Origin of the sequence: Hansschlegelia zhihuaiae (assembly GCF_004103825.1) — a bacterium.
Classification (GTDB): Bacteria; Pseudomonadota; Alphaproteobacteria; order Rhizobiales; family Methylopilaceae; genus Methylopila; species Methylopila zhihuaiae.
Window position 1 is genome coordinate 1 of sequence record NZ_RYFI01000035.1, and the last position, 16,929, is coordinate 16,929.

General features: G+C 64.3%; 11 protein-coding genes and 3 pseudogenes. 8 read left to right on the plus strand and 6 right to left on the minus strand.

Annotated elements, in window-relative coordinates:
* The 6 genes and pseudogenes from EK403_RS21505 to EK403_RS21530 all read right to left on the minus strand — a co-directional run.
* A pseudogene (locus tag EK403_RS21505) lies at positions 1–356 on the minus strand (IS66 family transposase); the annotation flags it as partial.
* Positions 357–417: 61 nt separating this feature from the next.
* Positions 418–767, minus strand: a pseudogene (tnpB, locus tag EK403_RS21510) (IS66 family insertion sequence element accessory protein TnpB).
* A 219-nt stretch (positions 768–986) separates the two neighbouring features.
* A pseudogene (locus tag EK403_RS23840) lies at positions 987–1,103 on the minus strand (transposase); the annotation flags it as partial.
* Between the two features lie 350 nt (positions 1,104–1,453).
* Positions 1,454–2,590, minus strand: coding sequence for a DUF1501 domain-containing protein (locus tag EK403_RS21520; RefSeq protein WP_245479843.1), 1,137 nt, complete (start codon positions 2,588–2,590; stop codon positions 1,454–1,456).
* Between the two features lie 49 nt (positions 2,591–2,639).
* Positions 2,640–4,100, minus strand: a complete 1,461-nt coding sequence (locus EK403_RS21525) for a DUF1800 domain-containing protein (protein WP_128779508.1) — start codon at positions 4,098–4,100, stop codon at positions 2,640–2,642.
* 185 nt (positions 4,101–4,285) lie between these two features.
* Positions 4,286–5,098 (minus strand): GT-D fold domain-containing protein, encoded by an 813-nt coding sequence (locus EK403_RS21530; protein ID WP_128779509.1) that lies wholly within the window; start codon positions 5,096–5,098, stop codon positions 4,286–4,288.
* A gap of 264 nt (positions 5,099–5,362) precedes the next feature.
* On the opposite strand from EK403_RS21530, the gene EK403_RS21535 reads away from it, so the two are divergent.
* From EK403_RS21535 to EK403_RS21570, 8 genes are all read left to right on the plus strand, one after another.
* A complete protein-coding gene (locus EK403_RS21535; protein WP_128779510.1) occupies positions 5,363–6,433 on the plus strand; it encodes a GSCFA domain-containing protein in 1,071 nt (356 codons plus the stop codon).
* Positions 6,430–7,215 carry a hypothetical protein gene (locus tag EK403_RS21540; protein WP_128779511.1) on the plus strand — a complete coding sequence of 262 codons (786 nt, stop codon included), beginning with the start codon at positions 6,430–6,432 and terminating at the stop codon, positions 7,213–7,215. Before EK403_RS21535 ends, EK403_RS21540 begins: the two co-directional genes overlap by 4 nt.
* 25 nt (positions 7,216–7,240) lie before the next feature.
* A complete protein-coding gene (locus EK403_RS21545) occupies positions 7,241–8,200 on the plus strand; it encodes a sulfotransferase family protein (protein WP_128779512.1) in 960 nt (319 codons plus the stop codon).
* Between the two features lie 361 nt (positions 8,201–8,561).
* Positions 8,562–9,239 (plus strand): class I SAM-dependent methyltransferase, encoded by a 678-nt coding sequence (locus EK403_RS21550; RefSeq protein WP_128779513.1) that lies wholly within the window; start codon positions 8,562–8,564, stop codon positions 9,237–9,239.
* A 66-nt stretch (positions 9,240–9,305) separates the two neighbouring features.
* A complete protein-coding gene (locus EK403_RS21555) occupies positions 9,306–9,926 on the plus strand; it encodes a sulfotransferase (protein ID WP_128779514.1) in 621 nt (206 codons plus the stop codon).
* Between the two features lie 66 nt (positions 9,927–9,992).
* Positions 9,993–10,760: a class I SAM-dependent methyltransferase gene (locus tag EK403_RS21560; protein WP_128779515.1), complete on the plus strand. Its 768-nt coding sequence runs from the start codon at positions 9,993–9,995 to the stop codon at positions 10,758–10,760.
* A gap of 172 nt (positions 10,761–10,932) precedes the next feature.
* Positions 10,933–15,342: a glycosyltransferase gene (locus tag EK403_RS21565; RefSeq protein ID WP_164919722.1), complete on the plus strand. Its 4,410-nt coding sequence runs from the start codon at positions 10,933–10,935 to the stop codon at positions 15,340–15,342.
* 577 nt (positions 15,343–15,919) lie between these two features.
* Positions 15,920–16,865 (plus strand): IS630 family transposase gene (locus tag EK403_RS21570; protein ID WP_428979637.1). Its coding sequence is split into 2 segments (ribosomal slippage): positions 15,920–16,258 and positions 16,260–16,865, totalling 945 coding nucleotides; the frame shifts between segments, so codons are not numbered across the junction.
* Positions 16,866–16,929 lie beyond the last annotated feature (64 nt).

The following is a 16,929-nucleotide window of genomic DNA, read 5'->3' on the forward strand; positions in this document are numbered from 1 at the left end:
CCGTGGATGCCGCCCTCGATCCGGTAGAGCTCGGCGATGCGTGCGAGCGCCTCAGAGGCGATCGGAGCGGAGCCCGCGGCGTCGAGCTCGTAGAAGCGCCTGCGGACGTGCGCCCAACAGAAGGCCAGCCGCACGGAGCCTCGTTCGGCCAGCGCCCGATAGCCGCCATAGCCGTCGGCCTGCAGCACCCCGACGAAGCCTTCGAGGTGCGCGATGGGCCGCTCGGCCTTGCGGTCGGGCGCGTAGACGTAGGCGACGCCGGGCGGGTCGTTCCCGCCCCAGGGCCGGTCGTCGCGAGCGTAGGCCCAGAGCTGGCCGGGGTCGCCGGATCGTCCGGAAGCGCGTCTGCGTCCAGGGCCGCCATGACCGAACGACAGCACAGTGCCGGCGCTTTGAGGCGCCCTACCTTCGATTGAGTCACCCGCCGCAGGCGGCTGCGATCACCCCGCCGCGATCGGCGCCTCGGGCCGCGAAGACCCGCCGCCAGTCAAGCCCTTCGAGCAATGCGCCGAGCTGCGCCGGCGTCAGCCGTATCGCCCCGTCCTGTATCTTCGGCCAGCGGAACGCGCCGCTCTCCAGCCGCTTGGCGTAAAGGCACAGGCCCGTGCCGTCCCAGAAAGATCAGCTTCACCCGGTCGGCCCGCTTGGCCCGGAACACTAACACCGCGCTCCTCCTTCACCAAAGCCGCCAGGCTCTCGGTGCCCTTGCGGAAGTCGACCGGGCGCGTCGCCACCAGCACCCGAACGGACGCTGAGGGTCCGATCACGCCCCGACCTTCAACGCTCGGATCACCGCCGCGACGGTCTTTGCCTCGGTGCCCCGGCCGACCCGCACCACGACGCCGTCGATCTCGAGCTCGATCAGGCCGCCCGGTCGCGAAGAACCGCGGGACCGTCGTCGCGTCCGCCAGCTTCGGCGCGCGATCAGACTCCGACGGCGGTGCCACGACTACCTGGACGAACACCGCCTCAGCCTCTATGCACAGCGCCCGCAGCCAGGTGAAGAGCTGCTGCGGCGTCAGGCCATGCCGCCGCGCAACCGCGCACACAGACGCCTCGGGATCGCAGCTCTCGGCGACGATCGTCGCCTTCTCCGCCGCCGTCCAACTCCGCCCGCGGCCAACCCGGTGAACACCTCGATGCGCCGAACCGGCTCCAACACATGCTTAAGCGCTGGAACCGACATATGCCGAAAGCCCCAAACCAGGCTCCAAACATCAACCGACAGCCGCCGCGCCAGTAGGTGCTCCCAGAAAACCGCTTACGGCCGCCTCGCCCTTGGGAACGGTCAAACGTAGCGCTGCGTCGATCGAAGCTCGCACGGAGAACGGGCGTTCAGAGTAACGCCGAACTCGATCAGTTAATTACCTTCAAAAGGTATAATTAATTCTTGCTAAACAGATTTAAAGTATGTTATTATTATAGATAGCTTTTGTGCTGTGTTTTGAATTCGTCACACCAGATTTAAATCCGCCGGCGGGGCGCTCGGGAAGACCAATTGAATCTGCGCCGGGGTGAAGCCGTATCCCTTCTGAAGGATGCCGCCGATCAGGCTGCGGTAGTTGGTGAGCACCGGCCAGTCACGGTCCTGGAACAGCGTGTCTCGTTTCACCTCGACCTGCGGCCCGGCCATGCGTCCGCCATGGACACTGCCACCAAGCACCCAGTAGATGCTGCCATGTCCGTGGTCGGTGCCGCGGTTGCCGTTCTCACGAAAGGTGCGACCGAACTCGCTGACGACAATCACCACCGTGTTCGCCCATTCAGGGCCCATGGTCTTGGCGAGCGCCGCGAGGCCGCGCCCGAGCGAACCTACCTGCTTCGGCAGGTAGCCTTCGACGCCGCCTTGGTTCACATGCGTGTCCCAGCCGCCGATATCAACGAAGCCGAGGTTGAAGCGCTCGCGCATAAGATAGCCAACGCGCGTCGCGAGTAGCTCAAAGCCCTTTGTGCTGACGGCACCGCGGTTCGCCCCCCGCATTTCGGTGTTGATCGCTTTGTAAACGTCCTGTTGGACCGAGAAGCCCTGCGCCACGACCGGCGCGAGATCGTCGTGCTCGTACATCGACTGGATCACGTCGCGCGTCCGGCCGGACACGGCCAGCTTGCGCGGCGACAGGGTGAAGTTCGGCACATTGATCGAGCCGGAGAAGGCGATCGGAAGCCGATCGCTGAACGCTATCGGCTTCGAGCCGCTCATCACGCTCGCGATGCGCTGCATGAAGCCGGACGGGCCCGAGCCCACATCGTGCGCGAGGCCGTATTCGATCCGGTCCTGCGTCTCGAAATGACTTCGGCTTAAATTGTCGGTGCCGCAGAACGGCACGAAGGCGATGCGCTTGTCGTTCCAGAACAGCTCAAGCGGCTCCTTCAACGAGGGGTGCAAACCCCAGTCGTCGTCGAGCGCCATGGTCCGCTCCTTTGGCACCGCGAGCGTCGGGCGGGACTCGTAGTAGAAGCTACTTGAGACCGGAATGACGACGTTGGCGGCGTCGTAGGCACCTCGGAGGAAGACGATCAGCATGCGCGGCGCGGACTGCGCTGCCAGTGCGTAGAGCTGGCCTCCGAGCACGCTGAGCGAGGCAGCCATGCCGCCTGTCGCGAGAAACGATCGGCGCGTGTGAACCATGCCGTGAACCTCAGCGATGCATGAACTCTGGCGATGCGAAAAAGATGGTTTTCCAGTTCGCGAGATTCGAGGCGCCCGCGAGAGCCGCGCGGGTGTTGGGTCCGAGATTCGACATGACCGCCCTCACATAGGGGCTGTCGCGAATGTCGCCGGGGTTGCGCGACATCCGGCTCGCGACCTCGAAGCGGGATATCATGGCACCCGAGCCGGACCATGCGGCGTCGGTGATGGGATAGCCGTCCGGCGTCGATCGGTCGTAGGGGCGCTGGCCGAGCTGGCTGATGTAGCGCGCCAGCAGTGACGGGTCCGTCTTGGCGCCGGCTCCAGTCGCGACGCGGGCGGCCGAGACGACGTAGTGCATCGGATCCTTGAACTTGCGCCCTAGCGACTGGCGAAAATCCGGCGCGGTGAACAGCGTTTCGAGCACCGCGGCGATGTCGCCGTCCGTCTTTGTGAAAGTCTCTGCCATCGCATCGACCAGCGCCGAGGAGACCTCGTCGCAGCAGAAATACTTGGCAAGCTTGGACGAGATGAACCGCGCCGTTGCCGGCTGGCGCGCAATCAGGTCGACCACCGCGCGGACCTCATCGGCGCTGCGGCGCCCCTTGATAGTCTGGCCCAGCAGGACCTTGTCGCCTGTGTCGTGGCGCACGCCCTGGAAGATGTAGAGTTCTCGTGAGTCTCTTGAGCGCTCGCCGAGTGGGCGCAGGTCTGGCGCAAGGCCCGTCAGAGCGCGGGCGAGCTCCTGCACGTCCTTCTGGGAGTAACCGCCCTCGACGCCCATCGTGTGGAGCTCCAACAGCTCACGAGCGTAGTTCTCGTTGATCTTGCCGGCCTTGTTCGCCCGGTTGTCGAGGTAGAATAGCATCGCCGGATGGAACACGGTCGCGTTCAGCAGGTCCTTAAAGCGGCCGAGTACGCGCGGTCGAATCGCGCTCTCCTCGAAGTCCGCGAACAACGGCTGGACGCGGCCCTTGCGCCAATGAACGTTGAAGTGGTTGTACCAGAACCAGACCAGCTGCTCCTTCAGCTGGTTCTGCGAATAAACCGAGCGCAGCAGTGAGCGCTCCGACGCCTCCTGCTGCCAAGAGCGGATCTTAGCGTTGTAGGCTTTGTGCATCTCGCCATAGGAAGGCTTGCCCTTCACGGCCGCGAGCTCCTTGCGGAGTTTCTCCTGTTGGGCCGTCAGTTCGAGCGGGTCCCGGCGTGAAATCTCCATCGTGGCGATCCGATCCTGCAGAGCCTGCGGCAGGCCGTCGTTTGCCGGCGGGTGGAGCTGGTCCCTGAGGTACTCCTCCGTTGATACGGCTGGCGGCGAGCCGCCGCCCCAGCTCAGCCGGTTCGCAAGCGCCATGACCTCGGGGTCGAGCGCGTGCGCAGCGGGCGCAGCGACGAGTCCCGCAAGCAGGAGTTGCAGTACCGCCGCAGCGGAGCGCAGCGACCAGGTCGGGCGAACGCGTGTGTGTGTCATCGATCAGCGGCCCCGAGCACCCGCCCATTTTGTCGTCTATGGACGCCGGCACGGCCCGAAGGGATTTTGCCCGCGTGAAGATGACAAATGTAGGGCTTGCCAGCGCGTGCGCCGTGAACCGCGCTTCGCTCAAAGCCTGGGAGACATCGGACGCTTGGCAAAAAACCCGGGGCGCGACGTGCGATTCAGCCGAGCTTGAACTCGTCGATGATCTTCGTGTGACCGGAGCGGCTGTTCACGCCAGCCCATACGTCGAAAACCGAACCCATGTCGAGCGCGACGCCACCGATCTTCTTGATCTGGTTGCAATACGCTTTGCCGAGGAAGCCAGCCCCGACGAGGTAGAGTCGCGGCCCGACCTTCTTGATCGCCTCGAGCGTCGCGTAATAGGCATCTGGCCAGTGCAGCCCGAGCGGCGTGCGATTTTCGGCTGTCGAGGCGTGTTCGGGAATCTTCAGCCACTCGATGTTCTTGACACCGAAGTTGTTCCGGAACCCCTCTGTCACGTCGCGGCAGGTGATGACGCAGACCTCTTCCCGGTCTTTGAGGATGCTCTCCGCGAAGCGGACATGCAGCAGGTGGTAGTGGATGTTGACGTGGCAGAACGTTTGGTCGCGGACTAAGCCGTCGCGCATCAGGATGCGCGGCGTGTTGAGCCAGATCTCGTCGAGCTCATTCTCAGGCTTTTCTTTGATCCCGATACCAATGAGGTCGGCGTTAACGACAGCCTCGCGCATATCGCCGCGAATTTTGATAAGGTCTTCGTTAAGTATGTTCTTCCGGCCAAATTGACGGCGTAGGGAGCGGTCGACGTCCTTGCGGCCGTAAATGTCGGGGAACCCGAGGATGCGTGGCTCGCAATGTCCGAGCCGGATGAACGAGAAGGGATGGATTTCGTCCGCCGCCTTCCGTAGCATCTCAGTGACAGGGCCATAGCCGAGCACCTTCAGGGACGCGTACGGCGACTCCTCGGCAGTCTTGACACTCGTCAGAGACATTTCGGCAATCCAACTTCGTCCAGCGAGTCGACCCTTTGCCGGACAGAAACTCACAGTTTAGGCTGCTTGGACCCATGCGCATGATCCTGTCAAGCGGCGACGCCACTTTGGCGTCTCTACGGACTGCGCGGTCTGTGACAAGCGACAGTGGCGCCGGGTGACGACGGCTGCCCGCCGCGACGTTTCGCGACGGCCGGTGGGCGCTTGCCACGCATGAGGCCGGACGGTTTAATCGGCCTCGCGTGACGGCCGGGAGGCGGGATTTTGGACTCACCCTACGAGAATCTTCCTCCCAGAAACTTCTGGCGATCCGGCGTCGTCGGGCACTCGCCGGGGGTCGCCGACGACATCTACGTCGCGAAGTTCCCGATCAAGCGCAGCTACAACGTCGCGACGGCCGGCAGCTGCTTTGCGCAGCATATCGGCAGCTACCTAAAGCGCACCGGCTGCAACATCCTCGATGTAGAGCCGCCGCCGCCGGCCATGTCGGATGCGATCGCCAGGAAATACGGCTACGGCATTTACTCGGCTCGGTACGGCAACATCTACACTGTCCGGCAGTTGCTCCAGCTCGTGCGGGAGTGCTCGGGCCAGTTTACGCCGAACAACTGGATCTGGACAAAGGGCGACGCCTTCATCGATGGGCTCAGGCCGTCGGTCGAGCCGAAGGGGCTGACGAGGCCGGACGAGGTCGTGGCCCATCGCGCGCAGCACCTCGCGGCGGTCAAGCTGCTATTCTCCCGCGCCGACCTGCTGATCTTCACGATGGGACTGACCGAGGCGTGGGTCGACGCGCCGTCCGGCACGGTGTTCCCAACGGCACCGGGAACACTCGGCGGCGACTTCGCCACGTCGCGATGCAAGTTCCACAACTTCACCTTCCGCGAGATCTATGATGACTTCATCGCAACTCGCGAGGCGCTCAAGGCAATCAACCCATCGCTGCGCTTCATCCTGACGGTCTCGCCGGTTCCACTTACGGCTACCGCCACGAAGGACCACGTTCTGGTTGCGACCATGCGATCGAAAGCGACGCTGCGCGCGGTCGCCGGTGAGCTCTCCGCTGAACTCGATGACGTCGACTACTTCCCGTCCTTCGAGATGGTCTTCGGCCCGCAGTCGATGGGCACGTTCTTCGAGCCGAACCTGCGCTCGGTGCGCGCCAACGGCGTCGCGCAGGTGATGCGGGTGTTCCTGAAGGCGCATGGCCTGCGCGATGCAGGCGACGCCGACCCAGATGCGCCCGCGCGGCCTGTCGCGGCGGCTGAAACCGCGCAGGCGTTTGAAGACGAACTCGTCTGCGAAGAGGTCCTGCTCGAAGCGTTCGCCCGATGACTCCGATCCTGATGCTCGGCAACTCGCATGTCGCCTGCGCGCGACTGGCCTGGCCCGGCATGCGCGGCGACCATTCCGGGATCGACCTCACAGTCTTCGGCGCGCCCATGCGGGCGATGGGCGAGCTCGTGCTAGACGGCTCCACCCTGCGAGCGGGGACGCCGCAATCCTCCTCGCTGCTGCGCCGCGTCTCCGGCGACAACCACATCGACCTGTCCCGCTTCGAAATCGTCGCAGTGGTCGGGATGGAGCTGTCGCTTGCTGCCGCGGTCCGACTCTTTTCGGCCTACCGCCCCTGGAGCGCTGGTGCCGCCGGCGGAGGCCACCTGATCTCGGAGGGAGCCTTCCACGACGCGCTGGTGGACGCGGCCGCGGCGTCCGACGCGCTCCGGCTCTGCGGCAAGATCCGCCATGTGTACGCCGGCCCGCTGTTCGTGATGCCGCAGCCGAACCCCCTCGAGGGGCTGCTCGCTTCCACGGAAGGCAAAGCGAACGCGATCGGGGTCGGCCGCTGGTCCAGCGCGGCGCGCTCGTGGGGGCCAAATCTCTACGCGGCGTTCCGCGCCGCCTGCCGCGACGCCTGTGCTGCTCATGGCGCAACTTTCGTGGCGCAACCTGACGACACACTGGCCGACGGGTTTTTCACCAGGGACGAGTACCGCTACCACGACCCGGCGACGAAAGAGGACTACGCACACATGAACATCTCCTATGGCGAGCGGCTCTGTCGTCTCGCGGCGGAGTTCGCCGCCGACCGGCCGGCGGCCCTAACGTACGGTTGAAGCTGCACGCCTGGGCGGCCACGAGATGAGCCTTGGAAAGTGCGACGCGCCCACGACGCAAGCAGCCGACAGGGCGGCCGCCGTCGTTGTGCTCGGCATGCACCGGTCAGGTACGTCCGCGCTTTCGCGCTCGCTGTCATTCTTCGGCTTCCGCCAAGCCGCATCGCTGCTCCCGGCGCAGGCCGACAACCCAAAGGGGTTCTGGGAGGCGCGGCCCGTGGTGCGCCTCAACAACCGAATCCTAAGGTCGGTCGGGTCAGGCTGGAGCGATCCCGCGCCCTGGCGCGTCGAGGGCCGCAGCCTCGCAGAAAGCCGCGACTTTGTCGCTGAGCGGCTGACGGAGATGTGGAGCGCGCCGGCCCGCGCCGCGCTACGTTCCGCCTATGGCACCGCGCGGTCGGTCGTGATCAAGGATCCGCGGATCTGCCTGCTCGCTCCGCTGTGGAGTGCGGCGCTTTCGGAATCCTACGATGCTCACTTCGTCTTTATCCACCGCAACCCCGTCGAAGTCGCACGGTCGCTCAATTGCCGCAACGGCATGGACGAGGCGCGCGCCGCGCGGCTCTGGCTGCGTTATGCGCTCGGCGCGCTCGCGGCCGGGCCGAGCGTCGCGCTCGCGAGCGTGCTCTCTTACGACGAGCTGCTGCGCGACCCGGCGGCGGCACTGTCGGCGCTCGTCGCCGACATCGGCCGGGAGGGCACAATCGCCGGGAAGCGCCTGAAGGAGCTACGTGAATTTGTCTCACCGAGCGACCGGCACCACACGGCCGCGCCATCGGAGCTCAACGAGGCCGGCTTCCTGAGCCCGCCCGTCCGAGAGACATACGACCTTTTGCTGCGCTGGCGCGCCCTGACCGCCGACGCGCGTGCCGAGGCGCTCGCCGCGATCATGGCGGCCTATGACGCGCGCGAGATGCAGGACGCGCCGCCAGCCTTGTCGCCAGGCCTCTTCGGTCCGCCGCATGAACAAAGTCCGACCGCTTGAACCGCCGCCAGCGCCGCCCGGTCAGACAGGGGCGCCGCCTCGTCGGATTGCCGGTCGGCTTAGTCGCTGGAAGAACTGCTCGAGCCACAACGCGCCGAACTCGTCGCTTATATGGACGTTCTCCGACCCTTCATGCAGCGCATTTTTCTTCCGCCAATCGCGAGTGTTCCAGCGCACAGCCTCAAGAGAGGATCCCTCCGCTGCGGCGGCGGCGCGCTTCGTTAAGAGGCGGCCCGGCGCTAAGCCGGCGCCCGACCGATTGCGCGAGACCGGCGGCGCCAATAACATCCTTTAAAGGAATTGCGTGGCTGACGGGCGCTCGACGCCGCGGGGTCAGCTTGATCGGGGAGCGGAAAGCGACATGACCGTACAGCGCCAGCATCACGAACAATTCGAGAAGCGTCGGGCAGCGGCTTCCGTCGTCCTCGGGGTGTTGCGCAAGCACATGGAGTTCCCGTCGGTGCTCGACATCGGTTGCGGCGTCGGCGCCTGGCTCGCCTCCGCCAAGGAGCTCGGTGCAAGGGAGGTGCTCGGAGTCGACGGGCCCTGGATCGAGACCGAGTTCCTAGGCATCGAGCCGTCCGAGTTCATCGAGCAGGACCTTAACACGCCGATGGACCTCGGCCGTAAGTTCGACCTCGTGATCTCGATCGAGGTCGGCGAGCACCTGAAGCCGGAGGCGGCGCGCGACCTCGTCGCCACAATCACGCGGCACGGCGACGCAGCGATTTTCTCCGCGGCGATGCCTGGACAGGGCGGCGCGGGCCACATTAACGAGCAGTGGCCGGAATACTGGGTCGGCCTGTTCCGCGAGGAAGGCTTCGACGCCTATGACGCGATCCGCCGCGTCGTGTGGGAGGACCGCCGAGTCTTCCCGTGGATTCAGCAGAACTGCCTGGTGTTCGTTCGGTCGGGCGCGCCCCTCGCACCGACACTTGCGCGGCACCGGGTGAAGGGCAAGGTGGCTACGATGGTCCATCGGGTCACTTATTCGCGGCTTCTAAAGAAGTACCACGAGCTCCAGGCGTCGACGAGCTGAGCGGGTCGGCGGGTCGCCAATGGCGCAGGTCAGCCTCACCCCTCGCGCGTCAGCCGGAGCGCATAGATGACAGCAGCCAAGCCCCTAATCTTGCAGATCGGCTTCAACCGCTGCGCCACGCAGTCACAGGCCAGGTTCTTTCAAGATAACGACATCCCTACCCTTCATTGGGAGAAGGGAAAGATCGCGCTGCAATTCTTCGATGACATGAAAGAGGGCCGGGCGCCTTTCAGCAAGACGCCGGAGGCTGTCGCCTATCTCGACATGATCCACGTCGACTACTCAGTCTGCCTCGAGCCCTACAAGGAGTTCGAGTATCTCTATAAGCACCATCCGAACGCCTACTTCATCATGAATACGAGGCACTGCGAAGATTGGCTGCGCAGCCGCTCTCAGCACAGGGCGTTCATCGCGCGGATGAAAGATGTGCTCGGCGTCGGCCGCGACGAGGACGTCATCAATTACTGGAGGATCGACTGGTACGACCACCACGCCAAGGTCCTCCGGTTTTTCTCGCAGCACAACGACGCCCGATTGCTATTATTTGACATCGACCGTCACGATGGCAAGGAGCTGGCTGACTTTCTCGCGCCCGATTTCCCTGATATAGACTCCTCGCTCTATGGCCACACCGACGTGACCAAGCGGCGTTACGTCGCCGCCGGCCAGAGGGTGGCGGCGACATAGACCGCGCGGCTGCCGCACCGGCCGTTATTCGGACGTTCCGAAGCAGACATCATTGAGACGCAATCCATGTTCAGCAAAATCGGAACGCGTCGTCGCCAGTACTTGATTAACAGGTTCGGCAAGGTGAAGCCCTCGATCCTCGAGGTGGGCGCATTCGACAACGCGACGTTCCGGAAAGATTCCGGCGACAAGGTCCGCTATCTCGACTTCTTCTCCGGCCCCGAGTTAAGGGAGATGCATAAGAACAATCCGCGCCGCATGCCAGATCGGATCGTAGACGTCGATTTTGTCGTCAAGTCGAGTCACTTTGCGAAGGGCATCCGCGAGAAGTTCGATCTGATCGTCGCAAACCATGTGATCGAGCATGTTCCAGATGCAATTTACTGGCTCAAGCAGTCGCACGACTTGCTGAGGTCTGGAGGTTTACTGTTCCTTGCGGTGCCGGACCGGCGCTACACTTTCGACTACTTCCGGCCCGAGACCCGCGCGACGGAGATGATACGCGCGCACTCCGACAAGCTTGAGAAGCCGGATGTCTGGCAGCTCATGGATCACTTTTACTACCACCAGAAGGTCGATCTCGAGGCGATCTGGCAGGGCAAGCCACCTAAAGATTTCCGGCCGCGCTTCTCGCTGGAGAGGGCGGTCAAGATGGCGAAAGAGCAGAGCAAGGTGTACACTGACGCGCATTGCTGGGTGTTCACCCCTGCGAGCTTCAGGCGGTGCGTCGGAGACCTACGGTCGGCCGGCCATTGTACGTTGGAAATCGACGCGATCGAGGACACCGTCCAAGGCTCGAACGAATTCTGGGCTACGCTGAAGAAGGCCGCGTGAGTGCGATATAGTCGGTGCCGGTGCAGTCACTCATTCGCTCATAATGAATCGCCCTCGGCCGCTCAATACAAGGATCACGTGCTGCATATCGTCGCCTTGACACGGACGAGCGAGCTGAAATAGGTGGGTTCACCTTATTTCGTCCATGGTGGGACTGAGGTTGACTATGCCCATGGTTGATTCAGCCTCGCAGCCGCCCTTCGGCGTCATCGCGCTGTTCAGCGACCGCATCATCGGTTGGATCAACGAGCCTTCTTCTGACCAAGAGCTGATCGTCAGCGGGCTGGCGGTGCCGGTGAGCGGCCTTTCTCTGGGCCACTCCGCTCTGCTCGCAGGAGACGACCCGCGGCAGGGCAGCGTCTTCGACGAGCCGCTCAACGTCCGCACGAGCCCCGGCAATCTGGCGAAAGTCGTGCTCCGCTCATCGAGCAGCGACGCCGCGCACCAGTTGCGCGAGATTGTGCAGGAAGGCGCGCATCGGGGCGCGATCGAACGGGTCAGCCCGGCGCACGTGAAGGGTTGGTTGCGCAAGGTTGGCGTCCCCGATCCGGTTGACATCGAGCTCTGGGCCAATGGCAAGTTGCTCGCGGGGCCAATCCAGGCCAACCACTACCGCGGCGACCTCGCTGCCAAGATGGACGGCCCCGGTGCGTTCGGTTTTGAATTCGAGGACATCTGCCTGCCGGCAGGCGCGGTCGTGCTCGCGGTCCGCGAAGTCGCTGGCGAGAAGGACCTGCTAAAGGCGCGGGCCCACATCGAGCGCAATCTCGCCTACACGTGTGATGTCAGTGTCATCAACCGCAGCCGCATCATGGGCTGGGTGGCTTATCAGGGCTGGCAATCCGTCACCCTTGCGCTTCGCATTGGTGACCACGATCTCGACGGCACGTTCCCGGCGAACAAGGTCCAACCGGGAGTCAGCGCCTTGTCCTTCGGGCCGTATGGCTTCGAGATCGTTCTTCCGACGGACATGCCGCAGGGCGAGCACGTTACGATCATCGATGTCGAGCGCGACGTGCCGATCGTGCATCTGCCGCTTCCTCCGGCGGCGGAGGAGATCGCGACACTGCTACCGCTCAACACTCCGGCGGCTTCGATGGCCGCCGCGTCGGACCCGATTATCCGCCTCGAGCGGATGCGTGAGGGCAAGCTGCAGGGTTGGGCTGTCTCGCGCCTCGACCCGAGCGCAATATTCGATGTGGCCATCTTCATAAACGATGTCGAATTCTGTCGCGTGCGCAACGATCTCCCGCGGCCGGACCTGCAGCGCGGCAAGCTGTCGACCGGCCTCGGCGGCTTTACGGTCAAGATCCCGCTCGCGCTCCGCGCTAAGAGCGCGCTGCAGATCGTCGCAGAGGCACTAGGCGGCGTCCGCTCGCCTGTCTTCAACATGCCGCAGGAAGGCGTGCACGTTCCGGCCAGGGCGCAGACGCTGCGGCTGCGTCGCAGGCCGGTCGCAGTGGTCATCCCGGTCTACAACGCGCTCGACGACCTTAAAGCGTGCATGGAGTCGCTACTCAAATACACCCCAAGCTTAGTGCCAATCCTCCTCATTGACGACGGCAGCGAGAACCCGGAGCTCACCCGGTATCTTAGTGAGGCGGCTAAGCTTCCTAACGTCCGAGTCATCGTCCACGAGAAGAACAAGGGCTACACAGCCACTGTGAACGACGGCGTCGCGGCCGCGCCCGGCCATGACGTCGTGCTGTTGAATTCCGACGCGCGGGTCACGGCGCGCTGGCTCTACAGCATGCGCGACCTTGCCTATTCCTCCGATACGGTCGGCACTGTCACCGCGCTGTCCGATAACGCCGGCGCCTTTTCCGCGCCAGAAATTGGCGTCCAGAACCCGCTGCCACACAACATCAGCGAGGAGGACCTCGCCCGCCTCGTGAGGCGTCACAGCAGCGGTGTCGCGCCCGAAGTGCCAACGGGAAGCGGATTCTGCTTCTACCTCCGCCGGGACGCGCTGGATGACGTTGGCGCGTTCGATGTCGAGGCTTTCCCCGCCGGTTACGGCGAGGAGAACGACTTCAGCATGCGTTGCGGCGCGCGCGGATGGCTGCACCTAATCGACGGGTCGACCTACGTCTATCATGAGCGGTCGAAGAGCTTCGGCGATCGCCGCGCGGGCCTTGTCGCCCATGGGCGCGCGATCGTCGACCAGCGCTATCCCACTTACGGGCGGCTCATCCCCCAGTTCCGCACCAGCACGAGCATGCGACTCGTCCGCTACGACGTCCGCAAGGCGTTTGCCGCGGCCGAGCGCGGCGAGCGCGTTCTGCCGAGAGCGCTCTACGTCTATTCCACCCGATCCGGTGGCACGCCGCAGACCAACGAGGACCTGATGCAGGGTCTTGAGGAGGTCTTCGAGACGTGGACGCTCAGATGCGACTGCGAGACATTGTTTCTCGCGCGATACGAAAAGGGCAAGGAGACTCTTGTTTGCGATCAGACACTGACCGAGCCGGTCGAGCCGATGACCCACCGCTCGCGGGAGTACGACGAGATAGTCAAGCAGTGGCTGGTCGAGTTCGACTTCGAGATAATGCACGTCCGCCATCTGGCGTGGCACAGCCTCGGCCTGCTGCAAACTGCCAAGGAAGCGGGCCTCCAGGTCTTCTATTCGTTCCACGACTATTACGCGCTATGCCCCACGGTGAAGCTGCTCAACGGAGAAAACAAGTTCTGCGGTGGCGTCTGCGGGACGGGCGACGAATGCACGGCCGAGCTCTGGGCCGGCGTCAAGTTCCCGCCGCTCAGGGATCAGTGGCTCTATTCTTGGCGCGAGAACTTCACCGAAGCGCTCCGCCATTGCGACGGCTACTTCACCACTTCGCCGAGCGCGAAGGCGTTGATAACGTCAAACCTGCCGGGCCTCGACCTCGGCGCGATGCACGTCATAGAGCACGGTCGCTCGCTGACATGGGGGAACGCCGCCGCCGTCCCGCGCTCGCATTGCCAGCCGATCCGCATTGCGGTGCCGGGCGGCATCGACATCGCGAAGGGCGCGTTCCTACTCAAGGAGATGGCCGAGGCCGACGTCGAGCGCCGGTTCGAGTTCCACGTGATCGGCAAGTGCGCTCTGAGCGACCTGCCGCCCAACGTCAAGGTGCATGGCAAGTACGAACGCTCGAAGATTAACGAGCTGTTGGCCAAGGTCCAACCGTCGGCGGGCCTCGTTCTGTCGATCTGGAACGAGACCTACTGCCATGTGTTGACAGAGCTATGGGCGAGCGGCATCCCAGCCGTGGTGCTGGACTACGCTACCGTCGCCGACCGCGTCCGCGCCAGCGGCGCCGGCTGGGTGCTGCCACAGGCCGACGGCGCGACGCTCGTCCAGCAGCTCTGGGCTCTCCTGTCGGATAAGGGCGAGTGGACCCAGAAGGTCGATGCTGCAAGGGTCTGGCAGCAGAGTTGGGGCACCGCGAACAATATCGAGAATATGGCGCTCGCCTATCTTGCAGCCTACGACTCGGCACTGCGCAACAACCGTGCCGTCCAGGTGATTGAGAGCGACGCGGCGAGCCCTGGCGGCAGCGGCGCGATCATGACCATTTGCCCCGGAGGGCTGCGCGCCGCTCCGCCGTCGACCCACATCCGCGTCTGGGAACGGACGATCAACAAATACGGCCGGCACAACAAATACCGCCGGGCGACCCCGCAGGACCTGCTGTCGATCGCCCATTTGAACATCCCGTGTCGTGCGGTCATCCAGCGGAACGCAGTCCCGATGTTCATGGTCGACGAATTCGTTCGCCAAGCGAAGCGCGAGCGGATCCGCTACGTCTTCGAGATCGACGACGACCTCCTCAACGTGCCCGCCGACAAGGACGCTGACGGCACCTACCGGATGTACGCTTCCCATCTCGAGAAGCTGGTAGCCGGCGCGGCGGGACTGATCGTTTCGACGCCGGCGCTCGAGCAGCAGCTCGGCCGGCTCAACTCCAACATCCGCGTGATGCCGAACAAGCTCAGCTACCGGATCTGGGGCGAGAAGGTCGCTCGGTCCGTCGACGACTACGGGTCCATCAACGTCCTCTACTTCGGTAACCGCACCCACGACACTGATCTGACGCTGCTGATCGCGGCCTTCTCGCAGGCCTATGCGATTAATGACAGGCTGCGGCTCAAGGTCGTCGGCGGCTTCTCGCGCACGCCGGAGTTCAACGTGCCCTGGTTCGAGTCTGTCGCGATTCCTGCCGACGCCCGCAACTATCCCGAGTTCGTCGCCTGGCTTAAGCAGACCGCGGCTGACTGCGCGTTTGGGGCGGCGCCGCTGGTGAAGGGCGAGTTCAACGCGTTCAAGTCAGGCCTCAAGCTGCTTGAGCTCAGCGCGCTTGGGCTCGACGGCGTCTATTCCGACACGCCCGTCTATCGCGAGCTTGTCGAGGCCGGCGCGCCGGGCACGCTCTGCGCCGACGATCCTCGCCCATGGCGCGACGCGATCCTCGCCCGCGCGGCGGACCTCGAGGGCACGCGGGCCGTCGGTGAAGCCGCACGCCAGTGGGTACTCGCGGAAGGCATGCTCAATGAGGTGGACGCCGCCGAGTACGACCAGACGCTACTCGAATGGCTATGATGCTGTGAATCGAGAGGCATGAGCCAAGAGTTCGCGCTCTGCGGCTGCGGCGGAGGTGGTGGCGCTCCCCTTCAAGGTCGCGGTGGAGATCGCCGTTGAACATTCGCTCGGCCGGGCCATTGGTCCACAGATTACAGCATATGAGCTGTGCCCGATGCCGTAATCGGCGCGGGCCCTTCCGCAGTCATAGACGACGGAGCCGCCTTCTTTCCTCTCGTCGTGGTGGAACTGAACCCACCCTGGCGGACCAGTTCACAGGTCCGCAAGATCGTGGCGGCAGCCTGTTTGCCTAGAGCGCTATCCGAGCGTTTTGAATCGGATTGGGATTCCCGTGAGCTTTGGTNAGGCGGCCCTGACTGCCGACATTCTCACCTCGCAGCCCGAAACGCTACGCTACCGACGGATCACCTACTGCGTTGGGCTGGCGGAGTGGTGAACCTGAATTGCGTCGAACGAATCCGGCGGCGAAGGTGATAAATGCGGCGTTAGAGCGCTATCCGAGCGTTTTGAATCGGATTGGGATTCCCGTGAGCTTTGGTTTGTGATTCAGCCTGTCGGCCGGGAGGAGGCTGGCGGCATGGCGACACCGTTGTCGATGGATCTCCGGGTCCGGGTTCTCGCCTCGGTCGAGGCAGGTCTCAGCCATCGTCAGGCGGCCGAGCGCTTTGGCGTCAGCGCAGCGAGCGTGAGCCGATGGCGGACGCTTGATCGCGAGCATGGCGATCCGAGCCCGAAGGCGATGGGCGGCGACCAGCGCTCGCAGACGATCGAGGCGCACGGACCGCTGATCCTGTCGCTGCTCGAAGCCTCGCCCGACGCCACCCTGCAGGAACTGCGGACGGCGCTCGCCGAACGCGGGGCGCGCGTCGGCTATGGCGGGCTGTGGCGGTTCCTCGACGGCGAGGGATCACGGTCAAAAAAAGACCGCGCACGCCGAAGAGCAGGATCGGCCCGACGTCCTGAAGCGGCGGCGGGACTGGTTCGCGGCGCAGCCCGACCTCGATCCCGAACGGCTTGTATTCATCGACGAGACGTGGGCGTCCACCAACATGGCGAGGAGGAGCGGCCGGGCGCCGCGGGGCGAGCGTCTGCGCGCCGCCGTCCCGCACGGCCACTGGAAGACCACCACCTTCGTGGCGGGCCTGCGGCTCTCAGGAATGGTCGCCCCGATGGCGCTCGACGGCCCGATCAACGGCCGCAGCTTCCAGGCCTACGTCGACCAGGTCCTGGTTCCCAAGCTTAAGCTCGGCGACGTCGTGATCATGGACAATCTCGGCAGCCACAAGGGAGCAGGCGTCCGTGCGGCGATCGAAGCGGCGGGCGCGGAGTTGCTCTACCTCCCGCCCTACAGCCCGGACTTCAACCCGATCGAAAACGCCTTCTCGAAGCTCAAGGCGCTGCTTCGAAAGGCGGCCGAACGCTCCATCGACGGCCTCTGGGCCGCAATCGCCCGTATCGCAGACCTCGTCACGCAACAAGACGCCTACGGCTTCTTCAAAGCCGCAGGCTACGATCCAGAATGAGCGGATTCCGCTCTAGAGCGGGTCCTTGGTTTTCCGATTCTGCGTTGGGATTCCGTCGAGGCGT